Here is a 15,775-nt window from a genome sequence, read left to right as displayed (position 1 = left end):
AATACAGTTTCTGTTTGTTTTTTTACTATATTGTATGTAAAAATTTCATGAGTTGACCAGGGTATAATTAATGCGCATGACAGCCAAACTTAATCTGGGCCTGATACAATTTATTCTTCCTGCCTTCAATGATGTTTTCAGTGCGGATTACCTCGTACCAGGCCAGATTTCCATAAGATTTTGATGCTTGTACAATCGCATCAGTAATTGCTTCTTCAACCCCTTTATCTGAGGTACCGGTTAATTCCATAATCTGATACGCAGAACTTCTCATTTGTTATTCCTCCTTGAATAATAATCGGGATTGAATGCCTGCAGTCCCATCTTTCCGGATCTGGTGAAGCAGGCAACTAATTTAAAAGTGTATACGAAGATTGACAGATTTCAAAAAATCTTTGTGCTAACAAATAGTGCATCCACCATGGGTTTCTTCAGGAATAACACTAAAATGTTCATAATCCTTAATAAAATGAAAAAGGCTGTTCGCAACAGACCAGAACGGCGAAGTGCCAATGATTGTCCGATACAGTTCAGGCGTACTCTTCTCCGAACTCTCATGCTGGTTCAGTAGTTTTTCCGCATAGGACTGATTAAACTCGCCCCATAGCTTAAAAATCTGCTCTTTTCTTTCAAATTTATAAGCACTTTGAAAAAAAGGAATACTATCCAGGCGGCGGTTATGAAACAGGTTACCCATTAAAAACAGAAGAAATACTCTTGTTTCCAAAAAATGCAAGGGATTAGCCCCGCTAACCGATGGGACCAGCAATTTGATAATTAGAAATACCGGATCAAAATTTTTCGCCACGAAATAACTATTCCAGCTGGTGTACAAATCCTGCCATAACTTATCTATCAGAAATTCACAGACGAGTTTGGGGCGCGGGTTTAGTTTAAGTTGCGGCAACAATGGATGTGTGCAATCCGGACCTGGGTTATCTCCCTGAGGCAGGATCATTTCTCTTGATACATAACGGTTGCTATATCCCTGGGCTTCCATATCAGCAATCAATCCACATCCGCTGCAGGCATTCGCATAGGCGCCATGATGCGCATCCTCAGCGGTGGCTTCCAGAATATTGAAAGCTACGTTTTTTACAGATTCACTGTATTCCTGATTGAACTCCTTTGGGGAAATTTTTTTGTTCCACAAAGCCAGCTTATGGTGATTGATGAACTTTTTCGCTTCCTGTTTAATAAACGATGGATCCTGATTGCCATCGAGCCGGCGCAGAAATGCCCCTGCAGTCTGCGCTGGATCCACCGATATCACTTTCAGTGTCTTGAATGCAGAGGCATCCTTTCGGTGATTAAAAAATAAATAGCCTAAGGGATTCCCTGGCATGGGTGTATGTCTTTGTTGAATAATTAACTTATAGACATCCTCGTTAAAGCTAACGCTATTTGCCATCGTTGCAGCAAATGCCTCAAACAGACAGAGCAGATTAACCTGGAGATTAATTACAGGCAGTACTTTATCGAGCTCCTTCTCTGAGATAAGCTGCTCTTCCTCAATACGCCCAAGTAAATTGGCAAAGGGCTCAATTTCTAAAATTATCGCCATAACCCTGTCAACCAGCATTCGGACATCGATTGCCTTTGTTCTGGCATGATTAAGAAACTCAGCAATATTTTTATCTTCCGGGTTAAAATCATCCATTCCAAGGAGCGACAGCGTTTTACAGATAAGCCCTGGATCTGTTTTCAGTTCAATTTTTGAGGCAATACGTGTTAAAAACTGCTGCGCAAGCGCTTTCGCTTTCGGCATTAGATAACTCCCTGTAGTCTAATGATCTGGAAATTACTGTGACAGTATCAGCGCTTAATTGTCAATCCCCGCGGCTCCGACCGCGGGGCCCATACCGGTTGAAATAGTATGGTCCTCACAACTTTCAATGTTGCCAAAAAATAGGGTTTAACAGGTAGTCATAAATAAGTGTTCCTAACATTAAATTGGCTTCGTGTGGGCCCCGCGGTCGAAGCCGCGGGGATTCGGGTGGCTTCGACCGCGGGGATTTGGGTGGCTTCGGCCGCGGGGATTCGGTTAGCTTTTCCGTGGATTCGAGCCCCCTTTTACCTGCTATCCTGCGAAGCTGCTTTACTTATCGCCTTGCGGATCATCAATGCATCCCTGGATTTGGGAGGAACAAGCGCCAGGAGACGTTGCCAGTAAGTTATAGCTTCTTGAAAATTCTGGCTTTGATAAGCATCGATTGCCAACATTGCCAGCGCATCCGGTTGCTGAGGGTTTGCTTGTAATAAATTGCTGCAAAGTGCCCTAATTGAATTGTTAAATTTTCCGCCGTTTAACTGCAGCTGGCTTTCTGCAAAATTGACCATCGTTTGTTCATCCTTTGGCTGAAACTGATAGGCCTTGCTGAATGCTTTATTCGCTTCGGGCCAGCGATTTTGACTGGCATATAATCTCCCCAATAAATACCAGCCGCGGGCACTGGAAGGACTATCGTCCAGGCGTGCTTTTAATTTATCGATTAGTTCGTCAGGGCTTTTAATGGTGGCTAACACCTGCTTAATTTGCTGTTGATTACGTTCCTGGCTGACAAATTGCTGCCATTCAAACCAGCTCCCCCACTCCCAATAGGCTAAAACAACAGCTGTCATGACCATAGGACTAAGAATCAGCATAGTTTTTTTAAATTGCCGAAGCGGATAAACCATCACTAATATCGCCAGCAACAGTATCAGCCCAAGATAAGAAACCAACAACCATTCACTCATTTACAGTCCGCCTCAGACAAGTGCGCCAGAATATAAAAAACCCTATCAGCAAAAATAATAAAGGGCCAAACCACAGCACCAAAGTAATTGACTTCATGGGCGGATTAAACAGTATAAAATCCCCGTATCGGTCGGTTAGAAAGTTGATAATTTCACTATCGCTTTTGCCCTCTTTCACCATTGCATAGACTTGATCCCGCAAATCCTTCGCCAAACCGGCATTCGAATCCGCCAGATCCTGATTCTGACATACGAGGCAACGCAGTTCCTTCAATAAGTGGTTGAACTGCGCATCCTGTCTTGCTGTTTCCAGAGGATACATTGAATTCGCAATTGCTATATGCACCATAAACATAGTGAGAACGGCAGCGATAATGATTTTAATCATCCCCTTTTCTCCAGCTTTTCCATGCGGGGTAGAAACTCCGTTGCCCAGCTTTGCTGGTCAAGTATTCCTACATGTCTGAAACGAATAATACCCTGCTGGTCAATTAGAAAGGTCTCCGGTGTCCCATAAACCCCTAACTCCATAGCGACCTTGCCATTCAGATCCTCACCAATCGCTGTATAAGGATTTCCCCATTCATGTAACCAATTCCGTGCGTCTTTGGGATTATCCTTGTAATTGAGTCCATAAATTTTGACGCCCTGCGCGGCAAGGTCCATCAGGAAAACCTGTTCAATGGTACAAGCTTCGCACCAACTGGCCCAAACATTTAAAATGGCAATCTGGCCCCTGAACAGTTCAGGCGAAAAAGATCGCTCATCCTGTTGCAGATCCGGGAGGTTAAATGCACTTAAGGCTTGCCCAATACGTGCGGAAGGAAGCTTCTGGGGATCAAGGGATAAACCCTTCCATAAAAAACCCGCTAAAGCGATAAACAATATTAAGGGAATGCTGCGAAGCAATGCTTTTCTCATACGCTAATCTCTTGATTAAGTTGGGTTGCCGGTGATTTTTTCATCTGAAAATAGCGCCGATCAGATAAGGCTAAAAGCCCCCCCGTCAAAATAAGAAACCCACCGCCCCAGATCCAGCGCACAAAGGGTTTGAAATATAGCCGCACTGACCAGGCTGTATCACCCAGAGGTTCGCCTAATGCTACATAAATATCACGAAACACACTGACATCAATGGCGGATTCGGTCATGGCCATTTTACCCACGTTATAGATACGCTTTTCAGGATAAATTGTTTTTGTCTGGCCCTTTGATTTGATTTCAAATTCTGCGCGCGTACCATGATAATTTGGTCCGTTTAAAGAGGATTCGCGGATAAACTGAATGTCGTAACCAGCCAGTGATATTTTGCTGCCCGGCGCCATGCGCATATCATCCTGAATACCATAATTTGTGGAAACCGCAATACCAATTACCGTTGCCGCCACTCCCAGATGGGCTGCAATCATACCGATGAAAGCCCGATTCAATGCAGAAAAACGCTTCTGTTTCACTCGTAAACCGACTAAAAACAAGGTGCTTAAAATAATCCAGAACGCCAGGCTTAATCCTAGCAAACAATATGCATTGACTTCAGGGGCAAACCATAACAGCAGTACAAAAGGCAAAAACACACTGGTTATCATAACCGGCAAGAGCTTTTTTACAGTTCGCCGGACAGGATCCTGGTGCCAGCGCAAATGAATGCCTAAGCCCATAATCATTAAAAGAGGAATCATCAGCGGTACAAAAACAGCATTAAAATACGGAGCGCCCACCGATAATTTGCCCAAGCCCAACCCATCAACCAATAAGGGATAAACAGTTCCCATTAAAACAGTCAGCATGGCCACCGCTAAAAAAACATTATTGAGTAACAAGGCACTTTCGCGCGAAAAAATTCCGGGATTCCCCTGTCTTTGCAAATTGCTGGCCCGCAGGCTAAAAAGCAGAAGGGAACCACCAATGACAAGCAGTAAAAAACCGAGGATAAATAACCCTCTTTGCGGATCTACCGCAAAAGCATGTACGGAAGTTAGTACCCCGGAGCGAACTAAAAATGTCCCTATCAGGCTTAACGAAAAGGCGGTTATTGCCAGCAGTAAAGTCCAGGCTATAAATTGTTTTCGCTGTTCGCTGACCGCTAGGGAGTGTAATAAAGCAGTCCCAACCAGCCAGGGCATGAAGGAGGCATTTTCAACCGGATCCCAGAACCACCAGCCGCCCCAGCCTAATTCACGGTATGCCCACCAGCTCCCCAAGGTGATTCCCGCGGTTAAACAACACCATGCAGCAAGGGTCCAGGGTCTTGCCCATTTAGCCCAGCCTGCTTCAAACTCCCCCGCCCATAAGGCTGCAATAGCGAAGGCAAAAGCGACAGAAAATCCGACATAGCCCATATAGAGCATGGGCGGATGGAATAGAAAGCCTGGATCCTGTAACAGTGGGTTCAAATCACGCCCTTCCGTATTCAGCATCTGGAATTGACGCAAAAATGGATTGGAGGTTAACAACAGAAACAGCAAGAAGCCGATACATAGCAATGCAAGTACAACTAAAACACGAACCCGAAACCTTTCCTCCAGTGAATTACTGGCCAGGCTGACTGCCAAAGCCCAGAAACTCAGGATAGCCACCCAAAGGAGCATTGATCCCTCATGGCCGCCCCATACCGCACAAAGCTTATAAAACCAGGGCAAGGAGATGCTGGAATTTGTAAGCACATAACTGACTGAAAAATCATCATTTAAAAAGCAGACGGTTAAACATAGATAAGCTAGGGCGATGAAGCTGAATAAACCAAACACATAATAATTTGCGCTTTTAATCAGGACAGAATGATGCCTGAGTAATCCTAGCGTGGGCACGACTGCCAAAAGAACTGCAAATAATAGAGCCATAATGAGACAGAACAAACCAATTTCAGCAATCATTAACTTATACTTCTCTTTGTTTTGGCCAAACCGGCTTTGACTTCAGGGGGCATATAGTTGGCATCGTGCTTAGCCAATACTTCAGTTGCCTTAAACTGACCGTCATCCAGCAAGAAACCTTTGGTTACAATTCCCTGATTTTCCCGAAATAAGTCGGGTAAGATACCTTTGTAGTGAACGATTACCTTCTGATTAAAATCGGTAAGCTCAAATTGGACAGAAAGATCCTCTGACGAGCGCACAATACTTCCTCCGGCAACCATGCCGCCAAGCCGTATGACCTGCTGGTGCGGCGCTTCTCCGGAAACCACCTGGCTTGGTGTATAAAACAGGCTGATATTCTGCCTCAACGCATACATGACCAGAGCAGTTACTATCCCCAGAATTAAAAGGATAAACATTAGCCGGGTCAGTTTTTTGCGGCGCACAGGATTCATGACTGGTTTCTCTTTAACCAACGCTGCAGCTTTCTCCTCGTCTGCCGGCGTTGCCATTTAATGCCCAGCAAGTTCATAACCAATAACACACAGACCAGGCCATAGGCAGGCCAGATGTAAATGGAGTATCCTCCCATGGAAAACCAGTTTAAAAATTCGTCAATCATACATTTCCTTCCAGGAGTTTTCTTACCCACTGCTGTCTTTTTTCACGTATCAACAGCTCGTTACTCGCCTTGTGTAACATCACCCACAAACAAAAGAAGGAAAATCCTGCGAGGGTAAATAACAAGGGATAAAGCATTGGCAATGCAATTTTCGGTTTTGCAAGCAAAGACAGTGTCGCGCCTTGATGGAGTGTATTCCACCAGTAAACAGAATAATGAATAATGGGTAAATCAATCACCCCTACCAATGTTAGAACAGCAACCAGGCGATCAGCCTGTTCCTTATTTCGGAACGTTGCGCCTGTAGCGAGGATAGCAATATAAAGAATTAATAATATAAGTTCAGAAGTTAAACGGGCATCCCATACCCACCAGGTACCCCACATTGGCTTTCCCCAGATACTGCCGGTAACCAGGGCAATCAAAGCCATGCTGGCACCAGTCTGGGCTGCAGCACTTAACATTATGCCTGCCAGCTTGATTCGCCACACCAGTAAAAGCACTGCAAGGAATGCCATAAAAGCATACAGGGATAAGGAGAGGAAGGCAGCCGGAACATGGATATAAATAATGCGAAAAGCATCGCCCTGCTGATAATCGGCTGGCGCAAATACCAATCCCCAAATAAATCCCATAATTAGAAAGACACAGCCAAACGCGCCCAACCAGGGCAACCAGGGTTGAGTTGTATTAAAAAAGCGCTGCGGCGACGCCATTTGATATAAAAATTTCCACATAGGGAATTTATCAATCAGAAAAAATTCTCAATTCTATCACGCATTAATCACTAAGGCTAATCCGAATCACCACTGAAATAGCAAAAGGTAAAAAACTGATGGCTAAAAGTGAAATGGCTGCGAGTATTGCCAGATAAGCGGGGGCGGAGGTACCCTCAAGAACAGCCAGGCTTGCGCCGCTGCCAAAAATCATGACAGGAACAACTAAAGGCAAAAGAACCAAAGCCATAAAAATGCCTTTCTGCTGCAAGCGGGTACTAAACGCCGCAGCCAGGACACAAAGCGCTAGAATAGCCGGGGTACCCAGAATAAGGCTTACCGCTAGCAAGCACATTTCCTGATAACTGAAGCTAAACAGAAATGCCAGCAAAGGGCAGAATATAAGCATTGGAATAATTGAAAACAGCCAATGAACCAACATCTTCGCAGAAATTATTAAATTGAGTGAAAAACCGGATATCAGCCACTGCTCAATTAAGCCATCTTCATAATCCTGCTGAAATATTCTTTCTGAAGCCAATAAAAGGGAAAGCAGCATAGCCGTCCAGATTAAGCCTGGAGCTACCTGATGCAGCACCTCTTTGACGGGAGGAATTGTAAGAGGAAAGAAAATAACAATCATGAAAAAAAAGAGGCTGGTATTCAGTACCACCCGGGGCTGACGTAAATAAATCAGCAACTCGCGCATTAGCTGATTCTTAAATGTTATCCAGGCAGACATTAGAGACAGTACTCCACATTCGGGGTTAATTGCTGAGGTAGTTGTTGATGAGAGGTCATTACCACCAGGCCGCCCCGCTGCAAATGCTGGTTCAAACAACTCGCCAGACAACCAATAGATAACTCATCCAGAGCAGTTAATGGCTCATCAAGTAGCCATAGATCTGCTTTTGCCATTAAAATTCGGATAAGCCCTGCACGCCGTTTCTGCCCTGCTGAGAGCTGTGAGACAGGCTTGTCAGCAACTTCTATTAACTCCAGGCGGGAAATGATTTCATACAAATCATGCTGGCTCTGCCAATGTAAATCATAACGGCAATTTTCCCGGACTGTTAATAGAGGACTAAGACCAGATTTATGTCCTACATAGCAAATATGCCGATGATAGAAAGGTAAATCCTCAAAGATGGATTGGCCGTTAAAAACAATATCGCCCTTGGCTGGCTGAATCAGTCCAGCCATTAGACGTAAAAGAGTCGTCTTTCCTGAGCCGTTTGCACCTTGCAGATGCAATAATTGCCCGCGGGCAAGTGAAAAATCGACATTTTCGAATAATTGCTGGTCTTCGTATTCGAAGCCTAATGCAGAGACGCTGAGCATAGTGGATTTGATAACAAAATGATCATTATAACGCAGAGTGCGTAACTTACAAATTTTCTTGCTTTATCCTTAATTATGAAGGATCTTATGCAATTTGAATTTTGAGGGTCCATATGGAATTTCTTGCCCAGTACGGGATGTTTCTCTTGAAGAGTCTTACTATTGTGATCAGTTTTTTACTTGCCATGGCTGGAATTGTGGCAATTAGTAAAAAACCGAGACCTAAGCTTGAGATTATTTCGCTCAACAAGCAATATGACGAAATCAGGCAACTAATGCTGAAAAAAGTCACCGGTAAAGCGGAGAAGAAAAAGAAAATAAAAAAATCCGCGCTTGCAGAGAAACCATCATTGTACGTTCTGCAATTTCATGGAGACATTAAAGCCTCTGAGGTTGAACAGTTACGCGACAGCATCACGGCAGTTTTATCGATTGCAGGCAATAAAGACGAAGTATTGCTTCAACTGGAAAGCCCCGGCGGCGCAGTGAATGGCTATGGTCTGGCTGCCTCTCAATTACTTCGCATTCGAGACCAGAAAATTCCCCTAACGGTTTGTATTGATAAGGTAGCAGCCAGCGGCGGATATCTGATGGCCTGCATAGCGGATAAAATCGTTGCGGCACCTTTTTCCATTGTCGGCTCAATTGGCGTGGTATCTCAAATTCCGAATTTTCATCGCTGGCTTAAAAAACATAACATTGACATAGAACTAATCACCGCTGGCGAATATAAACGAACACTGACGTTACTCGGGGAAAATACAGAAAAAGGCAGACAAAAATTCCAGGAAGATTTGGAAAAAATCCACCAGGCTTTCCGTGAGTTTGTATTACAGAATCGCGGACAAATCAATATTGACCAGGTATCAACCGGCGAGCACTGGTTGGCCCTTGACGCCTTAAATCTGAGGCTGGTCGATGAATTGAAAACCAGCGATGAGATTATTACTGAAAAATTAAACCAGTTTAATGTGTTTAAAGTGGTTACCCACCATCGACAATCGGTAGTTGGCAAACTGCTAAAACCAGCCGCTAAAATCTTGCATCCCTGGGCATAATAATGTAATTTCTCGCGAAATTTATTAAATTAGATATAATTAAATTAACAGATAGTTAAAGACGAGTGGAGAATGCGATGTCTGATTTTAAATCCAAGCTTCCTAACTTGCAAGAAATCACCTCTTTCGCAAGCAAACTGTTTAAGGATGTAAAAAACAGTGTAGGCGAAATTGTTGACGAATACAAAAAACACCGTGAAGAAGCTGCTGAGGAAGCCCGAAAAACTGAAGAAACGGAAATCGTAAGCTCAAAAACTGAAACAGAAGTGGTTGCCAAAAAAACTGAAAAAGCGCCAGCAGATGAGCAATCAGCAGACAAAAAAAGCTGATCTCCTTCAGATTTGGTTAAACACTCTTTCTCTATATAATTCCCTTTTAATTGAATCTCCGCGGTGGAGCTACTCGTTTCTCCGCGGCTAATACTCTGATCTAGCGTCTACCTCCCTCGGCTTGTGCGAGGGATCCAGAAGACTCACAAATGTTTTCCCCATCCGAATCCCCGCGGCATCGACCGCGGGGCCCATGCCTGTTGGATTAGTATGGTCCTCAGACAAGTTTCAATGTTGCCAAAAAATAGGGTTTAACAGGTCGTCATAAACAAGTGTGCTTAACATTAAATTGGCTTCGTGTGGGCCCCGCGGTCGATGCCGCGGGGATTCGATAGCTTTTAATTCTCTTGCAGCTATACACCTCGCCGCGGGGATATGAGGGGAATTTCCGCCGCGGAGCTCCACTAAGACTGTAGTCTTTCTGGCCTGGTCAACCCGTATTTTCTCATTTTTTCCACCAATGTGGTGCGCCGCATATTCAAATAATTTGCAGCATGGGCGACAACCCAATCGGACTCGTTTAATGCCTGGCTTATCAAAGCAACTTCTGTTTTCTCCAGATGCTCCTTCAAATCAATCCCATCGGCGCCCTGCTCCTGGCCCATAATATTCAGAAGCGTTTCTCGTTCAGATCCAATTATCCCCGGGGAGCGGGTGCCTGCTTTAAATCGGCTTGGCAAATCCGCAATATCTACGATTCCATTAGGATATAATATACTTAAACGTTCAATTAAATTGGCCAGTTCTCGGACATTACCCGGCCACTGATAATGCTCTAATACTTCCAGAGCAGAGGGTAATAAGCGCACCCCGGGTTTACCCTCCCCTTCAATTCTGGCGACAAGCTCGTTGATTAGCAAAGGCAAGTCATCTTTTCGCGCATGCAATGGCGGCACATCAATAGGAAAAACATTCAGACGGTAAAATAAATCCTCGCGAAACTTCCCTTCTTTTATCGCCTGCTCCAGATTACGATGTGTTGCAGCAAGGATGCGTACATCGACATCGATACTTTTATTGCTGCCTACCCGCTCAAAACACCGCTCCTGCAATACTCTCAAAAGCTTGACCTGCATAGCCAGAGGCATATCGCCAATCTCATCCAGAAATAAGGTCCCTCCATTTGCCAGTTCAAAGCGTCCCTGTCGGGAGGTAATTGCCCCGGTGAATGCGCCTTTCTCATGACCAAATAATTCACTTTCCAATAATTCAGCGGGAATTGCTCCGCAATTTATGGGAATAAAGGGTTTTCCAGCTCGCTCGGAAAGCGCGTGGATATTTCGTGCAACGACCTCTTTGCCGGTTCCCGATTCACCGAGAATGAGAACATTCGCTTCGCTGTTGGCAACCTGAGCAATGAGCTTGCGTACCTGCCGGATAGATTCACTATTCCCCACCAGACTTCGGAATAACATGGGTTGATTGCCATCTTCCCGTTTCGTATGCTGACGTTCAAGAACAATCTGGCATTTGTGCAGGGACTCAAGAATCTGATGGTACGTGAATGGAAACTCAAGCGCGGCAATTACGTTACGAATTTTTGAAATGGTCTGGGAAACGGGTGGATCTATCAAGATGACCGGCACCAGCGGCTCTCTCGCGGCCAGTTGATTGAGTGCATCTTCCAGCCGATTCTGTGACTGAACACCAACTATTGCAATTTGCCCTTGCAGATTCTTTATTTGAACGAAAGTCTCAAAATCAAGAACAGAACAAGGCCTGCCAATAAAATCAAGAATGACCCTGAGTTTGTCTCGACGTATCTCATCTTCATCAATCACAAACACAGTCTCATTACCAAGCATAACTCTTATCCTTAAGTCTAAATTACTTACTGTTTAGTATTGGTTAACAGTTCGTAGGCTGTCAAATAAATGACAATCAAATCTAAATACATAGTTTTTTTGACGATTCGTTATCGATAGCAATCGATTTCGGCAAAGGCATGGCAGGCAGGCCCAAAGCAAAGCTTTTGATTGCCAATGGCCTGGGTTGCTGCTACGCATTTCTGTATCTGATACTTTTTAACGTTGAGATATCCCATTCGCCGACAGAATGAGTAGGCAGCACGACGTCCGCAACCGTGTTCGCCATCATAACACCAGGCTACGCGGTAGTTATTATAGCGCGGTACTACATAACGTCGGTATCTGTAATGATAAGGCTCTGCCGGATTATGGGAAATATCCCCCACACAGCGGATGGTTTTAAATCCGCTGCATTGCCAGCCTTTGCAACTCATTGTAGTTACCAGATAATGTGTCAGGCCGATGTTATTATCTTTTATCGCATGATCGGCGCGCTGATATCCCATCATTCGGCAATAAACAGTCGCCAGTTCCAGCCCGCATTTTTTACCATCCAGAGAACAGTAATTCAGTCGCTCGCCGTGATACATGGGATGCCAGAAACTGCGGTGAAAAACCTGCTTCTTCGACACAGCAGCATAACTGTTCATCGACAGGATTATCGATAACAAAATAATTATCCGAGATAAAATGGCCATATTAACAATCCATTACAAAAATTATCACCATGTTAGCCTATTCGTAGGCTGGGCTGTCAAGCCCAGCATATAAAACTGTTGGGCTTGACAGCCCAACCTACGATTAATAACACATTCTTACATTGTCATTACCTAGCAATTCCCGCAGCATATTCAATAATTCGTCACTGGGTGAAACACAGTATTGCGTACCCAGGCTTAACATTACGCTGGCTTTCTCTGCCTGGTACAAAACCTGAGTTACACAATGACCCTTGTGATTTTTTAATATCGATTTTAGTTCGCCTATGAACTCACTATCTCTGAAGCTGAGATTCAATTTCAAAGATTTGGCAAAGCGGATTCGCGCTTCTGCTATAGTTAAAATCTGGCTGGCAGACATTTTTATACCGCCGTTAAAATCGTCCCGGCTAATTTCTCCCTCGATCACGAGCATCATGCCGTTTTGGATTTCTGTAGTTACTGTATCAAAAACCTCTGAAAAAACAACCACATCCATTTTACCTGACACATCTTCAACCGACAGAATAACCAGTTTTTTCCCACGCTTGGTTATGACACGCCGCAGTCCGGTGAGTAACGCACAAATCCAGGCCTTTTTTGCGCCGCTTGGATTTAACTTACTAATCGGTGTCACATTGCTCTTTAATTCCTCAACATACTGCCCCGCCGGGTGTCCGCTAAAATATAACCCCAACGTTTCTTTTTCGCCATCAAGACGCTGCATCTGGTTCCAGGGACGAGCCTGTTGATAATCTTCCTTTGTTGAGGAATCCTCAATCAGGGAAAATAAATCAGTCTGGCCGCTATTTTGATTCTGCTGCGCGGCATCCGCAATTTTCAGCGCCTTTTCCAGCGAGGCAAATAATACGGATCGCTCCTGCTGCCAGACATCCATTGCCCCGCATTTGATGAGCGCTTCCAGAACGCGGCGATTCACTTTTCGAAGATCGAGCCGATGGCAAAAATCAAATAAGCCGGTAAACGCTCCCGCCTGCTCGCGCTCCTGAATAATACAACTGATTGCAGATTCCCCCACTCCCTTGATAGCCCCCAAACCGTACAAAATCGTATTGTTATCCGCCACAGTAAATTTGAATTGCGAGGTATTGATTGAAGGCGGCAGCACGTTTAGTTTCATCTGATAACATTCATTGATAAACGTGACCACTTTATCGGTATTGTCCATATCCGAGGACATTACCGCGGCCATAAACGCGGCAGGAAAATGAGCCTTGAGCCAGGCAGTCTGATAAGCAACCAATGCATAGGCAGCCGAATGCGACTTGTTAAATCCATAACCGGCAAACTTTTCCATCAAATCGAAAATGTAAGTTGCAGTGGCCTCCTCGACCCCCCGTCCCACAGCACCCTCAGTAAAAATAGCCCTCTGCTTTGCCATTTCCTCAGGCTTCTTTTTCCCCATTGCACGGCGCAGCATGTCGGCAGCTCCCAGCGTATAATTAGCCAGCACCTGAGCAATCTGCATCACCTGCTCCTGGTAGAGGATAACTCCATAAGTCGGCTTTAGAATAGGCTCCAAATCCGGATGGGGGTATTCCACTTTGGCGCGGCCATGTTTACGGTCAATAAAATCATCCACCATCCCGGATTGCAAAGGACCTGGCCGGAATAAGGCCACTAAGGCAATAATGTCTTCAAAACAGTCAGGCTGGAGACGATGGATCAATTCTTTCATACCGCGCGATTCCAGCTGGAAAACCGCAGTTGTCTGACAGGCTTTTAATAAATCAAAACTTGCTGAATCATCGGTAGGGATTAAGCCAATATCGATCGGCGGTTCCTGTTGTGCTGCTCTTAGCTGATTAACAGTCTGCAAAGCCCAATCAATAATAGTCAGTGTTCGCAAACCGAGAAAGTCGAACTTTACCAGACCGGCGGCTTCCACATCATCCTTATCAAACTGGCTGACAATCTGGGAAGAGCCTTCTTCGCAGTAGATGGCAGTAAAATCAGTCAAGGTTGAAGGCGCAATGACCACACCTCCGGCATGCTTACCGGCGTTTCGGGTAATTCCTTCAAGTTTCATTGCCAAATCAATCAGCTCTTTAACGTCCTCTTCCTCGTCATAGCGGCGTTTGAGCTCTTCCTCATCCTGAAGTGCTTTTGCCAGCGTTATCCCAATCTCAAAAGGGATCAGTTTGGCAATTTTATCAACAAATCCATAGGGGTGTCCCAGGACACGCCCCACATCACGCACAACCGCTTTGGCGGCCATAGTTCCAAAAGTAATAATCTGGGAAACGCTCTGCCGTCCGTATTTTTCAGCCACATATTCAATAACCCGATCGCGTCCTTCCATACAAAAATCGATGTCAAAGTCCGGCATGGAAACCCGTTCGGGATTCAAAAACCGCTCAAACAGTAGTTCATAGAGCAGCGGATCCAAGTCGGTAATCTTCAGGGCATAGGCCACCAGCGAACCCGCCCCTGACCCCCGTCCCGGTCCAACAGGAACGCCATTTTGCTTGGCCCATTGAATAAAATCCGCCACGATGAGAAAGTATCCGGGAAACCCCATGCGATTAATTACATCCAGTTCAACTTGTAAACGCTGGTCATATGCATCCCGTTTACTTTGTAGTACTTCTGGCGGTTCATTACGGAATATCTGTATTAGACGTTCTTCAAGCCCTTCCCTCGACAGTTTGGATAAATAATCAGCTTCGCTGGAGCCATCCGGAATTGGGAAGTTAGGGAGATAATTCTGTCCCAACTCAAGTTTAACAGTGCAGCGTTTGGCGATCTCAACGGTATTTGCCAGGGCCTGCGGCAAGTCAGCAAAGAGCTTTTCCATTTCTTCAGCCGAGCGCAGATATTGTTTATCACTATATTCCTGGGTACGTCTGGGATCAGCCAGGGTATAACCCTGATGAATGCACACTCTTGCCTCATGGGCATGGAAGTCATTCTGAGAAACAAAACGGACGTCATTGGTTGCTACCAGCGGGATGCAGAGGCTTTGCGACATTTGTACTATCGCTTCATTATAAAAACTTTCATCCTTTCTTCCAGTACGCTGGATCTCCAAATAGAAACGTCCTGGAAATAGCTGATTAAAATGATGTGCCAGGGTATAAGCCAGATCCTGATCACCGCTTATCAATGCTTTGCCGATTATTCCCGTCCGCCCTCCAGAAAGCGCTATGAGACCTTCTGCGTGCTCGGTCAACCATTCATAATGAATATACGGCTGTCCCTGATACTGTCCAAACTGATAGGCTCTGGACACTAGACAGGTCAGGTTTCGATATCCCTGATCATTCTGACAAAGCAAAACCAATGAGGATACTTCTTCGGGTTTATCGGCATAATGACAACTTAAATCACTGCCGATGATAGGCTTGATCCCTGCATCAATAGCGGATTTGAATAGCTTTACTGCAGCGAATAAATTGCAGTGGTCAGTCACAGCAACGGCGTTCATGCCTCGTTCAATTACCGCCTTCATTAATGGTTTCATTCTCACTAAACCATCAATCATCGAAAACTCGGAATGAATGCGTAAATGGACAAACGAGGATTTCATAGCACTAACTCTTATGACTGGATAGGCAGCACTCTACCCAAGTCATCCGGCAACAGCAA

At 44.9% G+C, this 15,775-nt stretch carries 16 protein-coding genes; 2 read left to right on the top strand and 14 right to left on the bottom strand.

Features of this window, described 5'->3' with window-relative positions; genetic code table 11:
• Window positions 1–67: 67 nt before the first annotated feature.
• The 11 genes from DYH42_RS05520 to ccmA form a co-directional block, all read right to left on the bottom strand.
• Window positions 68–274 (bottom strand): dodecin family protein, encoded by a 207-nt coding sequence (locus DYH42_RS05520; protein WP_058524551.1) that lies wholly within the window; start codon window positions 272–274, stop codon window positions 68–70.
• A 126-nt stretch (window positions 275–400) separates the two neighbouring features.
• On the bottom strand, window positions 401–1,768 hold the full coding sequence (locus DYH42_RS05515) for a hypothetical protein (protein WP_058524552.1): 1,368 nt from the start codon (window positions 1,766–1,768) through the stop codon (window positions 401–403).
• A gap of 305 nt (window positions 1,769–2,073) precedes the next feature.
• On the bottom strand, window positions 2,074–2,739 hold the full coding sequence (locus DYH42_RS05510) for a tetratricopeptide repeat protein (RefSeq protein WP_058524553.1): 666 nt from the start codon (window positions 2,737–2,739) through the stop codon (window positions 2,074–2,076).
• Entirely contained in the window at window positions 2,732–3,127 is a 396-nt protein-coding gene (locus DYH42_RS05505; RefSeq protein WP_058524554.1) for a cytochrome c-type biogenesis protein, read from the bottom strand. The genes DYH42_RS05510 and DYH42_RS05505 overlap by 8 nt, the downstream gene beginning before the upstream one ends.
• Entirely contained in the window at window positions 3,124–3,660 is a 537-nt protein-coding gene (locus DYH42_RS05500) for a DsbE family thiol:disulfide interchange protein (protein WP_058524555.1), read from the bottom strand. The genes DYH42_RS05505 and DYH42_RS05500 overlap by 4 nt, the downstream gene beginning before the upstream one ends.
• A complete protein-coding gene (locus DYH42_RS05495) occupies window positions 3,657–5,612 on the bottom strand; it encodes a heme lyase CcmF/NrfE family subunit (protein WP_058524556.1) in 1,956 nt (651 codons plus the stop codon). The genes DYH42_RS05500 and DYH42_RS05495 overlap by 4 nt, the downstream gene beginning before the upstream one ends.
• Window positions 5,612–6,049 (bottom strand): cytochrome c maturation protein CcmE, encoded by a 438-nt coding sequence (gene ccmE, locus DYH42_RS05490; RefSeq protein ID WP_058524557.1) that lies wholly within the window; start codon window positions 6,047–6,049, stop codon window positions 5,612–5,614. Before ccmE ends, DYH42_RS05495 begins: the two co-directional genes overlap by 1 nt.
• On the bottom strand, window positions 6,046–6,216 hold the full coding sequence (ccmD, locus tag DYH42_RS05485; protein WP_420324128.1) for a heme exporter protein CcmD: 171 nt from the start codon (window positions 6,214–6,216) through the stop codon (window positions 6,046–6,048). Before ccmD ends, ccmE begins: the two co-directional genes overlap by 4 nt.
• Complete coding sequence (gene ccmC, locus DYH42_RS05480) at window positions 6,213–6,953, bottom strand: heme ABC transporter permease CcmC (RefSeq protein ID WP_058524558.1); 741 nt, start codon at window positions 6,951–6,953, stop codon at window positions 6,213–6,215. Before ccmC ends, ccmD begins: the two co-directional genes overlap by 4 nt.
• Window positions 6,954–6,996: 43 nt before the next feature.
• On the bottom strand, window positions 6,997–7,674 hold the full coding sequence (ccmB, locus tag DYH42_RS05475; protein WP_058524559.1) for a heme exporter protein CcmB: 678 nt from the start codon (window positions 7,672–7,674) through the stop codon (window positions 6,997–6,999).
• A complete protein-coding gene (gene ccmA, locus DYH42_RS05470; protein WP_058524560.1) occupies window positions 7,674–8,273 on the bottom strand; it encodes a cytochrome c biogenesis heme-transporting ATPase CcmA in 600 nt (199 codons plus the stop codon). The genes ccmB and ccmA overlap by 1 nt, the downstream gene beginning before the upstream one ends.
• Window positions 8,274–8,386: 113 nt before the next feature.
• On the opposite strand from ccmA, the gene sohB reads away from it, so the two are divergent.
• Together sohB and DYH42_RS05460 are read left to right on the top strand one after the other, a co-directional pair.
• Window positions 8,387–9,331 carry a protease SohB gene (gene sohB, locus DYH42_RS05465; protein ID WP_058524561.1) on the top strand — a complete coding sequence of 315 codons (945 nt, stop codon included), beginning with the start codon at window positions 8,387–8,389 and terminating at the stop codon, window positions 9,329–9,331.
• A 77-nt stretch (window positions 9,332–9,408) separates the two neighbouring features.
• Window positions 9,409–9,660, top strand: a complete 252-nt coding sequence (locus DYH42_RS05460; protein ID WP_058524562.1) for a hypothetical protein — start codon at window positions 9,409–9,411, stop codon at window positions 9,658–9,660.
• Window positions 9,661–10,064: 404 nt separating this feature from the next.
• On the opposite strand, the gene DYH42_RS05455 is transcribed toward DYH42_RS05460, so the two are convergent.
• The 3 genes from DYH42_RS05455 to dnaE form a co-directional block, all read right to left on the bottom strand.
• A complete protein-coding gene (locus DYH42_RS05455) occupies window positions 10,065–11,465 on the bottom strand; it encodes a sigma-54 dependent transcriptional regulator (RefSeq protein ID WP_058524563.1) in 1,401 nt (466 codons plus the stop codon).
• Window positions 11,466–11,575: 110 nt separating this feature from the next.
• Complete coding sequence (locus DYH42_RS05450; protein WP_058524564.1) at window positions 11,576–12,166, bottom strand: hypothetical protein; 591 nt, start codon at window positions 12,164–12,166, stop codon at window positions 11,576–11,578.
• A gap of 103 nt (window positions 12,167–12,269) precedes the next feature.
• Entirely contained in the window at window positions 12,270–15,716 is a 3,447-nt protein-coding gene (gene dnaE, locus DYH42_RS05445) for a DNA polymerase III subunit alpha (RefSeq protein ID WP_058524565.1), read from the bottom strand.
• Between the last annotated feature and the right edge of the window lie 59 nt (window positions 15,717–15,775).

This window comes from Legionella birminghamensis, assembly GCF_900452515.1.
Classification (GTDB): Bacteria; Pseudomonadota; Gammaproteobacteria; order Legionellales; family Legionellaceae; genus Legionella_C; species Legionella_C birminghamensis.
The sequence above is the reverse complement of the archived record's forward strand: the minus strand, read 5'-3'. Positions and strand labels throughout refer to the sequence as shown.

Excerpts from the sequence above, each read along its gene's own strand:
- ccmE (WP_058524557.1), bottom strand. The coding sequence starts at position 6,049 with ATGAATCCTGTGCGCCGCAAAAAACTGACCCGGCTAATGTTTATCCTT.
- ccmA (WP_058524560.1), bottom strand. The coding sequence starts at position 8,273 with ATGCTCAGCGTCTCTGCATTAGGCTTCGAATACGAAGACCAGCAATTA.
- DYH42_RS05515 (WP_058524552.1), bottom strand. The coding sequence starts at position 1,768 with ATGCCGAAAGCGAAAGCGCTTGCGCAGCAGTTTTTAACACGTATTGCC.
- DYH42_RS05450 (WP_058524564.1), bottom strand. The coding sequence starts at position 12,166 with ATGGCCATTTTATCTCGGATAATTATTTTGTTATCGATAATCCTGTCG.
- DYH42_RS05460 (WP_058524562.1), top strand. The coding sequence starts at position 9,409 with ATGTCTGATTTTAAATCCAAGCTTCCTAACTTGCAAGAAATCACCTCT.
- DYH42_RS05505 (WP_058524554.1), bottom strand. The coding sequence starts at position 3,127 with ATGATTAAAATCATTATCGCTGCCGTTCTCACTATGTTTATGGTGCAT.
- DYH42_RS05455 (WP_058524563.1), bottom strand. The coding sequence starts at position 11,465 with ATGCTTGGTAATGAGACTGTGTTTGTGATTGATGAAGATGAGATACGT.
- DYH42_RS05520 (WP_058524551.1), bottom strand. The coding sequence starts at position 274 with ATGAGAAGTTCTGCGTATCAGATTATGGAATTAACCGGTACCTCAGAT.
- DYH42_RS05510 (WP_058524553.1), bottom strand. The coding sequence starts at position 2,739 with ATGAGTGAATGGTTGTTGGTTTCTTATCTTGGGCTGATACTGTTGCTG.
- ccmC (WP_058524558.1), bottom strand. The coding sequence starts at position 6,953 with ATGTGGAAATTTTTATATCAAATGGCGTCGCCGCAGCGCTTTTTTAAT.
- ccmD (WP_420324128.1), bottom strand. The coding sequence starts at position 6,216 with ATGATTGACGAATTTTTAAACTGGTTTTCCATGGGAGGATACTCCATT.
- sohB (WP_058524561.1), top strand. The coding sequence starts at position 8,387 with ATGGAATTTCTTGCCCAGTACGGGATGTTTCTCTTGAAGAGTCTTACT.
- dnaE (WP_058524565.1), bottom strand. The coding sequence starts at position 15,716 with ATGAAATCCTCGTTTGTCCATTTACGCATTCATTCCGAGTTTTCGATG.
- DYH42_RS05495 (WP_058524556.1), bottom strand. The coding sequence starts at position 5,612 with ATGATTGCTGAAATTGGTTTGTTCTGTCTCATTATGGCTCTATTATTT.
- ccmB (WP_058524559.1), bottom strand. The coding sequence starts at position 7,674 with ATGTCTGCCTGGATAACATTTAAGAATCAGCTAATGCGCGAGTTGCTG.
- DYH42_RS05500 (WP_058524555.1), bottom strand. The coding sequence starts at position 3,660 with ATGAGAAAAGCATTGCTTCGCAGCATTCCCTTAATATTGTTTATCGCT.